Source organism: Roseivirga spongicola, assembly GCF_001592965.1.
Lineage (GTDB): Bacteria > Bacteroidota > Bacteroidia > Cytophagales > Cyclobacteriaceae > Roseivirga > Roseivirga spongicola.
On record NZ_LRPC01000005.1, the window covers coordinates 20,585 to 30,886 of the forward strand.

The 10,302-nt window shown below is 38.8% G+C and carries 9 protein-coding genes; 1 reads left to right on the forward strand and 8 read right to left on the reverse strand.

The annotated features are described in order from the left end of the window. Nucleotides 1-11: 11 nt before the first annotated feature. Both AWW68_RS07430 and AWW68_RS07435 read right to left on the reverse strand, forming a co-directional pair. Nucleotides 12-1,388, reverse strand: a complete 1,377-nt coding sequence (locus AWW68_RS07430) for an ABC transporter permease (RefSeq protein ID WP_068218835.1) — start codon at nt 1,386-1,388, stop codon at nt 12-14. A gap of 19 nt (nt 1,389-1,407) precedes the next feature. Then, nucleotides 1,408-2,889 carry an efflux RND transporter periplasmic adaptor subunit gene (locus AWW68_RS07435; protein WP_084375618.1) on the reverse strand — a complete coding sequence of 494 codons (1,482 nt, stop codon included), beginning with the start codon at nt 2,887-2,889 and terminating at the stop codon, nt 1,408-1,410. 334 nt (nt 2,890-3,223) lie between these two features. Here AWW68_RS07435 and AWW68_RS07440 point away from each other — a divergent pair, with 334 nt between their 5' ends. Further along, nucleotides 3,224-3,991, forward strand: a complete 768-nt coding sequence (locus tag AWW68_RS07440) for a class I SAM-dependent methyltransferase (RefSeq protein ID WP_068218839.1) — start codon at nt 3,224-3,226, stop codon at nt 3,989-3,991. Here AWW68_RS07440 and AWW68_RS07445 read toward each other — a convergent pair. From AWW68_RS07445 to AWW68_RS07470, 6 genes are all read right to left on the reverse strand, one after another. Continuing rightward, on the reverse strand, nt 3,970-4,950 hold the full coding sequence (locus AWW68_RS07445) for a glycosyltransferase (RefSeq protein WP_068218842.1): 981 nt from the start codon (nt 4,948-4,950) through the stop codon (nt 3,970-3,972). The two genes, AWW68_RS07440 and AWW68_RS07445, sit on opposite strands and share 22 nt — an antisense overlap. Beyond that, nucleotides 4,950-5,906 (reverse strand): glycosyltransferase family 2 protein, encoded by a 957-nt coding sequence (locus AWW68_RS07450; protein WP_068218860.1) that lies wholly within the window; start codon nt 5,904-5,906, stop codon nt 4,950-4,952. The genes AWW68_RS07445 and AWW68_RS07450 overlap by 1 nt, the downstream gene beginning before the upstream one ends. 1 nt (nt 5,907) lies before the next feature. Further along, complete coding sequence (locus AWW68_RS07455) at nt 5,908-6,417, reverse strand: DUF4199 domain-containing protein (RefSeq protein WP_068218845.1); 510 nt, start codon at nt 6,415-6,417, stop codon at nt 5,908-5,910. 115 nt (nt 6,418-6,532) lie between these two features. Further along, the gene (locus AWW68_RS07460) at nt 6,533-7,063 is read right to left on the reverse strand and encodes a DUF4199 domain-containing protein (protein WP_068218849.1); all 531 of its coding nucleotides are present in this window, start codon (nt 7,061-7,063) and stop codon (nt 6,533-6,535) included. 1 nt (nt 7,064) lies between these two features. After that, on the reverse strand, nt 7,065-8,318 hold the full coding sequence (locus AWW68_RS07465) for a dihydroorotase (protein WP_068218851.1): 1,254 nt from the start codon (nt 8,316-8,318) through the stop codon (nt 7,065-7,067). 1 nt (nt 8,319) lies between these two features. Beyond that, the coding region (locus AWW68_RS07470; RefSeq protein ID WP_157717562.1) for a BatA domain-containing protein at nt 8,320-10,302 on the reverse strand (1,983 nt) is incomplete at its 5' end.

Below are 10,302 nucleotides of genomic sequence, written 5' to 3' on the forward strand. Positions count from 1 at the left end.
TGTTAAATGGTTTATTCGTGTCTTAATGATGTGATAGGATCTTGGCTTGCAGCTCTTCTTGCAGGGGTAATTCCGAAGACCAACCCTACTGTAGCAGCAACACCAAATGAAATAAAAATAGATGTAAGGCTAATTGCCGTTGGAAAGTCTGCCAAGCTAGACACCGCATAGGCCAAAACTATACCTAAAATTACACCCACTATTCCTCCAGTAATCGAAATCATTACGGCTTCAAAAAGAAACTGCATAACAATATCTGATGATTTAGCGCCAATAGAAAGTCTCAATCCGATTTCTTTGATTCGCTCCATCACAGAGGCCAACATAATATTCATAATACCAATACCACCAACCAGTAGAGAGATTGCAGCAATTGCAGCCAATACAATATTGAAAATATTCTGTGTTCTCTGCTGTTGTTTCAACAGCAACTCAGGTATGGTAATTTCAAAATCTACCACCCCATAATGCCTTCTTTCTAACATTCTGGCCAAAACATCGGCAGTAGGGTTTAACTTTTCAGATTCTTCAACCTGCACCACAAGTCTATCTATTTGGTGATAGTTTGTAGGCTTGCTGTCGCTGCTACTGTTATCCGATGAGCTAAAAGAAATCATGCCTCTAAAGCCACCGAATACGCTTATTCCACCAAAGCTTTTCTTCAATCCAGAGCCCGTTACCAAGTCTCTATTAATGTAGCGGATAAGAACTGTTTGAATTGGGGTGTAAACATCCATGTTGTAGTCTCTAATACCTAGATTAGATATGGCCTTTTCAGAGATAAATCTTTCCTTAAGCACACCAATAACTTCTAACCATTGGTTACCCACCTTAATCTTTTGACCAATAGGGTTTTCTCTTGGAAAGAATTTAGAAGCTATCCCTTTGCCAATAATACATACTGGCATACCAAGCTCTAGCTGTTTATCGTTGAACATTTCTCCATCTAACAGCTCAAAATTTGCTACTTCAAAATAAGAGGGTTCAACACCCACAAGCTTTGAGCTTCTTCTTATTCCATTCTTTATAATGTAGCTCTCTAACATAATTTCAGGGCTCAATTTCTGAACCCCTGGAATGGTTTTCTTAATGCTCTCTACATCTAGAAGCTTAAGGCCTGGAGAAAACTTCTTAGACTCCTCTTCTTCAGAGGCGCCAATCTTCTGCTCTACTTGTTCTATGTTAGGCTGAACAATTATATTATTCACCCCAACTAGTTCTATTTGTTCCAAAATTTCACTTTGCGCACCATTACCAATGGCTAGCATGGCAATTACAGCTGCCACACCGAAGATGATACCCAATGCTGTAAGTAAAGACCTTACTTGGTTGGCTATCACTGCCTCTAGCGCAATGTAGAAATTGGACATTATACTTTTCTTATTCATAAAAAGAGGGCTTCAATGATTAATTACCTGCCTGACCAGATCTTGCAGCTCCTGACCCACCTTGTGGTCTTTGACCACCTCTTGAGCCACCACGACCATTCATCATATTCTGAAGTTGAGAAGGGTCTGTGATACCTCTGTCTTTCAATCTTTGGATCATATCTTCAGACATAGGCTGACCATTTGGTAATACCCACTTAGAATCATCTAACATATTTTCAGGCTCAGTAACCTCATACTTCTGGTTTCTAGTACCGTTTAGTTCAGGGATAAGCTTAGGCTCTTTTCCTTCTATTCCTTCAGGTCTAGAAAGGTAAAGCACATCACCTTCTTCTACACCCATTTCTATTACTGCCTCGTTACTGTTAGTTAACCCAACTTTCACCTCTTGAAGCGTACCGTTCTTCTTGATAACGTAGTTAATTGAATCATTATAAGTGTTCAAACACTCTAATGGAACATACACTACATCTTCCAATTTCTGAGTAATAATAATATTACTAGTAGTCATGGCTGGTCTTAAGTCACCATCACGCTCGTTTACTCTAGCAATTACTTCAAATACCTTAGCATCAGAGTTAGGGTTCTGCTGACCGACTCTAGCAACTCTAGTTACTCTACCTGTTAATCTTTTCTCAGGGAAAGCGTCTAATCCAATTTCAACTTGTTGGCCTACTTTTACTTTTCTAATATCAACCTCATTGATAAAGGTGGTAGAAATCATACTAGAAAGGTCTGGAAGTTCAGCTACCTCCGGACTCCATACATTAATCTGAGAACCTTCTACTACTCTTTCACTTCCCATTTTGGTATAGATAACCATACCTGCCTGAGGCGCCATAATTGTGAAATCAGACAATACCTCTTGCATATCGTCATAACGATTTTGTCTTCTTCTTAAGTCAGAAGTCTCCTCAATCATTTTAGCCTTAGCCTGCTCAATTTTTAATTGATACTCTTCTTTAGCTCTAACTTTATCTCTTTGAAGCTTTTCTAGCTCATTCTCATATTTCTTGATTGTAGCTGGTGGCTCGTACTGAGACTGATCTAACTGAAGCTGCTTCTCTTCAATTTGATAGTCTAGATTGATCAACTTATCTCTTTCCGCTCTAAGAGTAAGTGCAGTATCGATCTTTGCGTTGTCAAACTCAGCTATTTGTGCATCTAACTGGTCTTTTTCTTGTTGAATTTTATCATAAAGCTCACTCGGGTCTAATTGAGCTACAAAGTCTCCTTCTCTTACCTGAGTACCTTCTTCTACTAATCTTTGAACAGAGATTTGTCTAATTCCATACTCTCGAGCGTTTAGAGGCCCCATAATCTTAGTAGACCTTTCAGCTGAAAGCTCTCCTGTAGATGTTACTTCAACAGTGAATTCACCGCGCTCAGCAGTAGTGAAAAGTGCAGGACCTTCCTCAGCCGAAGACGGGTTAAAAACAGTGGCTGCTACAATGATAACGGTGACAACAACAACACCGAAAATGATCAGTTTCTTCTTCATGACTTTTTGTCTATTCTAAATTCGTTTGCGAAATTATGTTTATTCTTAGTTGGTTTTCGTCCACCTAAAAAACTTTAATGCCTCTGAAATAATTAGTTAGCTGAGACACTTTAAGGTTTAACGGACTTACTACACAACCTCCAACTTTTTTATTTGTTCGTAAGCCCTAGAGCACAAAACCGTTGATTTTTAGATGTTTGCGAGGGTTTAAAGGTTTAATGGAAAATTTCTGATTTATAGGAGCGGTAAATATTATTCATATTTCGGCACATCTCTGTTTGGATGGCGAGCGTCCGAAAATTTAACATGTCTATATTTGTCCGAAACTTAGACAATGAAGAAAATCATAAGTTTAGCGCTGAGGTATATTCCTCGTAAATACCTTCAGTATGTTAGTCACTATTTCTTAAGGTTCATAAGCCTATTCATGAGGGGCAATAATGTTGAGTGCCCTATCTGTGAAATTAGTTACCGAAAGTTTCTGCCATATGGAAGACTGAACCCAAGGCCCAACGCTTTATGCCCTGACTCATTATCTCTAGAGAGACATAGGCTTATGTGGCTTTACCTAAAAGACAAAACCAACTTCTTTACGCAGCCACAAAAGCTGTTGCACATCGCCCCTGAGCTTTGCTTTATAGATAAGTTTAAGGCAATGGATAATCTAGACTATACCACTGCCGACCTAGAGTCTCCTTTAGCAGATGTAAAAATGGATGTTCATGAAATACCATTCGATAACAACACGTTCGATGTGGTGTTTTGCAACCATGTAATGGAGCATGTAGATGACGATATAAAAGCGATGTCCGAGATTCACCGAGTATTAAAGCCTGGAGGCTGGGCAATTATCCAATCTCCGCAGGACTATAGCCGCCAAGAAACACTAGAAGATCCAAGCATTACAGACCCGAAAGAGCGAGAGCGAATCTACTGGCAATCTGATCACGTGAGACTCTTCGGTCTAGATTACGGGAAAAGGTTAGAAAAAGCGGGTTTTAAAGTAACAGAAGATAGATACGTGATGGAACTGCCTACAGAAACAGTAAACAGGTATGCGCTTCCTGCAAATGAAATTATCTATTTCTGCGCAAAGAATTGATTTCCTCTGGGCTTAATTACCTCTGCAATCATTCCCATACCGTAACCAAGGAGTTGCATAAAAGAGCTTATCATGCTGAGAAAGCCCACATTAATATTGTGGCTCTTTAAAGTGCTATGCCAAAATATAATAGTAAAGTACAGGCAGAGCAAAACCGCCCCAACCTTAAACAGTGGCATATATAGCCATAAGGTTGAAAGCCAAACTAACAAACCCAGTACAAAGAATAGAGGCAAGAGGTGCACTAATTTTACCTCACCAGGCCAAAACCTATTTACATTAATCCTAGCCCTTCCGAAAAAATGAAGCTGCTTATATAGCTGACTTAAGCTCGTCCGTCTTTTATGGTAAACAAAAGCATTAGGAATGAGCGCTGTTGAGAAACCTTCCTTCAGTATGCGAATACTGAACTCAATGTCCTCACCCATTCTGGTAATTTTATACCCTTGGGTTTTCTCAAATACTTCTTTGGAAATCCCCATATTGAAGCTCCGGGGATGAAACTTACCAACATGCTTTTTATTACCTCTAATACCGCCAGTAGTTAAAGGAGAAGTCATTGAATAACTAATCGCCTTTTGAAGGTCATTAAAGTCTGGGTGCGCCTTATCAGGCCCTCCAAAGGCATCTACCTTATTACTCTCTAGAAATGAATCTACTTCTTTAAAGTAGTCTTTGGGAATAATACAGTCGGAATCAAATACTACAATGTAATCACCCTTGGCCTTTGCGAAACCATAGTTACGAGTAAACCCTTGACCTGAATTTTCTTTGAAGAAATAGTAAAGATTCAACTTAGAGCGGTAAGTATCCACTACATCTAAACACTTATTGGTTGAACCATCCTCAATAATTAACACTTCAAAATTAGTAAAGGTCTGTTGGGTCAATGACTCAAGTAGTTCAGCAACTTCCTGTGGTCTATTATAAACAGGAACAACTACAGAATAGAAAAGCATTAGTCTAAACCTATGGTTTCTTCAACAATATAGTCGCTCTTACGTGTGTTGTTCATTACCATCATTTCTCCTATAAAACCAGCCAGAAACAATTGCACACCAATGATAATTGCAGCTATTGCAAGAAAAAACAAAGGTTGATCAACCACATCTCTATAGTCAGATGAATGTAGAATATAAATGGCGTGTATCTTTTCCCATACAATCCATAGCACCATTAAGAATCCGAGCAGGAATGAAAGAGTGCCCAGGCTACCGAAGAAGTGCATAGGCTTCTTTTTATACTTGCCTACAAAAGTAATTGAAAGCAAATCTAGAAGGCCATACATGCGCTCTAACCCAAACTTTGTCTTCCCATACTTTCGAGCTCTATGCTCAACTACCTTTTCCGTTATTTTCCCAAAGCCATTTCGCTTTGCAATAACCGGAATGTAGCGGTGCTGTTCACCATAGATTTCTAGCGTTTTCACAAGCCTGCTGTCATAAGCCTTTAATCCACAATTAAAATCATGGAGCTTAATATCTGAAATGATTCTAGTTAACCTATTAAAAAACTTAGAAGGTAATGTCTTAGAAATTGGGTCGTGCCTTTTCTTTTTCCAACCAGACACTAAATGTTGACCCGACTTAATCATATTATAAAGTTCGGGAATCTCATCAGGGCTATCCTGAAGGTCTGCATCCATTGTAATAACAACCTCTCCGCTGGTATTTCTGAAACCCGTATTCAATGCGGCCGACTTTCCATTATTTTGCCCAAAGCGTAGTGCCTTTATTGGATGGGTCTTACTCAGCGCTTGAATCACCTGCCAAGAAGAGTCAGTACTTCCATCGTCTACCAACACTATCTCATAAGAAAAGCCATGTGACCTATTCACACGGCTTATCCATTCAATGAGTTCTGGTAGTGACTCGTCTTCGTTGAAGAGCGGTATTACTATAGAAAGATCAATCAATTTAGAATTCTTCTGCTTCGTTCTTGTTGATAGCTGAAACAATGGATCCCCAAATCAGCCCACCTAACAAAACTAGGATGATACCAACAATTAAACCAATCTCTGGGTTAGAAAATCCTGAAGAAAAGCCACTCATTTGTTCAATTTGCTCTTCAGACATTCCCTGCTCTCTCCATGCATCTTGCATGGCTTGGGCAATTCTGTCAGTTACACCAGGATCTATAACTTTTACATAAATGTAATTTACTACACTCCTCAAAACCCCAGCAATTAGGGCGGCAGTAATACATATTCTAAAGCCCTCTCCAAAGGTCATGTAGCCACCGTTATCTCGCTTGAATTCTTTAGTTGCCATAACATAGCAGAAAATAGCAACTGCAATAAGTAAGAAACCAGTCCACTGAGCTTGAACCTCAAGAATTAAGGGAACTAGAGCTATTACTAAGGTTACAAGCCCATAGATAAGCCCCCACTTTTTAGCGTATTGTCCGGTAGAAATCTCGTTTTCCATTGTTTGATGATTAAGGTTGATAGTTTCAAAAAATTCTTAATAACATCAAGTTAACTCCAAAATATCTAATTCACGAAATTTTTCCTTGAACGACATATACTAAAGATTAACGCATTTATCTGGGCTTGTGAGTTCTCAGAATTATAGAAAATATTGGAGCCAAAAAGAAACCTATGAGTACTCGCTTAATAAACTCGCTCCAGACATCATCAAAGGCTGAAATTTCTTTTAGGCCTTCTACCCGAGTATTGTAGCTATCTTCTCCGAACTGATCTATCCACTGATCTTTCTGAGTAATGACCAGTTCTCTCTGAAAGTCCAACTTATCTTGCAAGTAAGAAGGCTCAATCACATTAATAAATATTAAATACAATAGGGTGAAAACCAGTGCCATGCTCACATAGCTCAAAAAAGCAATGGACATTCCATGGTAAAACCGGAGTTCGCCATCGTTATGATATTTTTTGAATTCCTTGATTGGTAGAAAGGTAAAGAAACCTATAACTACTACAGAGATAATCAAAGTTATTAGACTCCATCCAGGAATTCCTAGGTAGTGAAAAATAACAAAGGCTAGCATAAGCATTAAGCCTCCTACAGCTCCATACTGAACTCCTAGGCGAGGAATAATTGGTCTAACTTTCATTTCAATTCAATATCAACTGACCATTATTAACTATTCCCAAGACTTTCCCTTTAAGTTGCTTACCATAGAAAGGAGATGCCACACTCTTGGATTTGTTGGTTTGAGAGTCCAAAGTCCACGCATCTTCAGTAAATAGTGTCAAACAAGCATTCTGTCCCTCTTCAATTTTAGGCACCTGCATGTTCAACAACTCTCTTGGCTTGGTAGTGAATAACTCTATATAATCCTCAGTTCTGCTTCCAAATACTTCAGATAAAACTGAAAAGAAAGGCTGCTGATTACTAGAACCAAAGTCAGCTAGATCAAACTCGAGTTTCTTACTTTCCTCATCATGTGGAATATGATCCGACACTATACAATCTACAGTTCCATCCTTGACCGCTTCAATAAGAGCAATTCTATCATTCTCGGTTCGGTATGGAGGGTTAACTTTCAGGTTGGTATCATAATCGGAAAGGTCTTGCTCCGTGAACTGCAAGTAATTAACACCTACATCACACGTAACATTTAGTCCTTTAGATTTCGCTGCTCTAATCAGCTCAATTCCTTCTCTGCTCGAAACCAAACTAAAGTGCAGCCTACCACCTGCATATTCTAGCAACTTCAGATCTCGATCAATCATAACCGTTTCGGCCAAAACTGGCATTCCTTTTAGTCCAAGCAATGTACTGGAATGACCTTCATTCATATGGCCAAAAGCAGTCAACATCTGATCTTCTGCCTTGTTTATTAACAGCCCGTTGAACTTTTGTAAGTACTGAAGGCCTTTAAGCATGATATCAGTATGCCATATCGGCTTTAATCCATCTCCAAAACAAACTGCACCTGCCGTAAACAAGTCAATCATTTCTGTTAGCTCTTTGCCCTCACACTCCAGTGTTACTGCAGCCATAGGATGCAGTTGAACCGAAGAGGTTTTATTCCACTTAGAAAAGTAAGAAATAGCATTCTTTGAACTTGTTACTGGCTGTGTATTTGGAAGAAGGACTACATCCGTAAACCCACCAGCAGCCGCAACTGCAGATCCAGAATCTAAATCTTCTTTATGTTCATTACCTGGGTCTTGATAATGTGCTCTCATATCAATCCAACCGATCGATACCTTAAGGCCTTTTGCACTAATTACTTCCCCATCAAAACTAATATTGTCATCAATCTGCTTGATGATCCCATTAGAGATTAAAATGTCTTTTTGAGATTGATGAAATGGGGAAAACTTATCTATAATTTGAGCGGAACGGATCAAAAACTCCATGCTACAAATATCGGATTAAAATTATTTCCACAAAAAGAAAAAAGAGAGCTCCAAGCAAAGCATACTTCCACAAAGATTTACCTATAATTTTAGCCTCAAGAAACCTCTTTACGTCTCCATCCCCTTCTAGTCCCATTACAGTCACATGATTTAGTTCGGCCAATTCACTAAAGATGGCAGGATCTAATGGTGATAGGTCGGACTCACTTTTCGGAATATTGAAAGAAAGGGTCCCAACGGACTCACTCCCCTGCATAAGTGAATAATGACCAGCTCTTATTAAATCCTTCGGAATCTCCAATACTAATCTATCACCATCAATTCTTTGGTCTGGAGTAAGCTGGCCAGCTTCCGAGCTCATTTGAAAAATGGAACCAGGGTTAACTTCATCTATTGGAAAAAATACCGTTTCACTGTCAGTGTAATAGTAAAGGTTAGAGAGATTTACCTTACTACCTAAAGCCAATTTATACATAACTGGTACGAATAAAGCATGACTAGGGAAAGAAGAATATTTTATATCGAACGGAGAAGCAAAAAAGAAGAGATTTCCATCTGAAATAACTTTCGAAAGATAACTCCGTCCATTTACAAACTGTAGATAATCAAGTTCTGAATTTAACACCCTAAAAGAAACGGTAGCCTCTGGCATTTCTATATTCTCGTCTTCATCTTCAAAAACACCTTGATAAAGTGGGTTTTCAAAGTCTGGAGAAGATAGCTTAACCCTCTCTTGAGATTCAGCATTAGCTCTAATCCCTAGCCGAGACAGCTCTCCCTCACCACTTTCAGCGCTTGGAATAACTACAACCGTACCACCTGACTCTAATAAGCCATTCACCGAACTGATCAACTGATTAGATGGTTTTTGGATTTGATTTATAAGCAGAAAATTAGCTGAGGACAATAATTCATTATCTACAAACCTAGAATCTATTCTATCGAACTGAAAGGCCTCATTATCTTCAAAAAGAGCGCTTAGAAAGCTGGGAGAATTCTCATCATAAACTTCTATTACTCTTACCCTATCAACTTTATTAATTGATAAATAGAAAGAGTTGTCAAACTGTAAGGTAGGATCTTCAATTTGTAGTTCTATCCTTTCCAGACCTGGCAAGGCACCCTGCAACTCAAACACATGATTAGCAACCAACTGATTTCCAAAATCAACCTCTCCAGTCCCATAAAGCTGACCATCAATCAACAATTTAATATTGACTTCCTCATTATCTCTGTAGTTTCTTCTCAACGTAACATTAAGCAGGTTCGAGAACTTTCCAGATAAATAAGAATTCTCCAAAAATACGCTATCAACAAAAACATTATCCAATGACTCCGACTGAATAAGCTTAACAAAGTACTGGTTGACACTATCTTTCCTAATGGAGGTAAAATCGGATTTACCCTGAAAATCAGAAAGAAGGTAAACATCACCAACAAAATCACTACCCTTAATCCTGCTATATAACTCCTGAGCATCTCTATCTACACCAACCTGCTCAACCTCCGTCAAAAGCTCCTTCAAGGACTCCCTAGTAAAGCCAGTCGTTAAGGAATTCCCGTATGCATTTTCTACGAAATGAAAAGACGCGCCTTCAGGATAAGAATCAGCTATTGAACTTCCATCATTGACTATTTCATCAAAATTAGACGCTCCGTTATCTCCTTGCGCAGACAGACTTAAAGAGTTATCTAGATAAATGAGCACATCGGTCCCAAGGCTAGCACTGGTACTATCATCCTTAATAACCGGTTGAGCAAAAGCAATAACCAATAAGGATATCGCCATAATTCTGCTAAACAACACCAATAATTCTATAGGCTTTCTTTTTGCCGAACTCTCTTCCTTAATTCTCCTTAACAAAGTGGTATTAGAAAACTCAACTCTTTTTACCCTCCTAAGATTAAATAGATGAATTATTATCGGTATAACCACTGCTAAGAGCCCCCAGAACCCCAAATCATTTAAGAAGATAATAGTTGT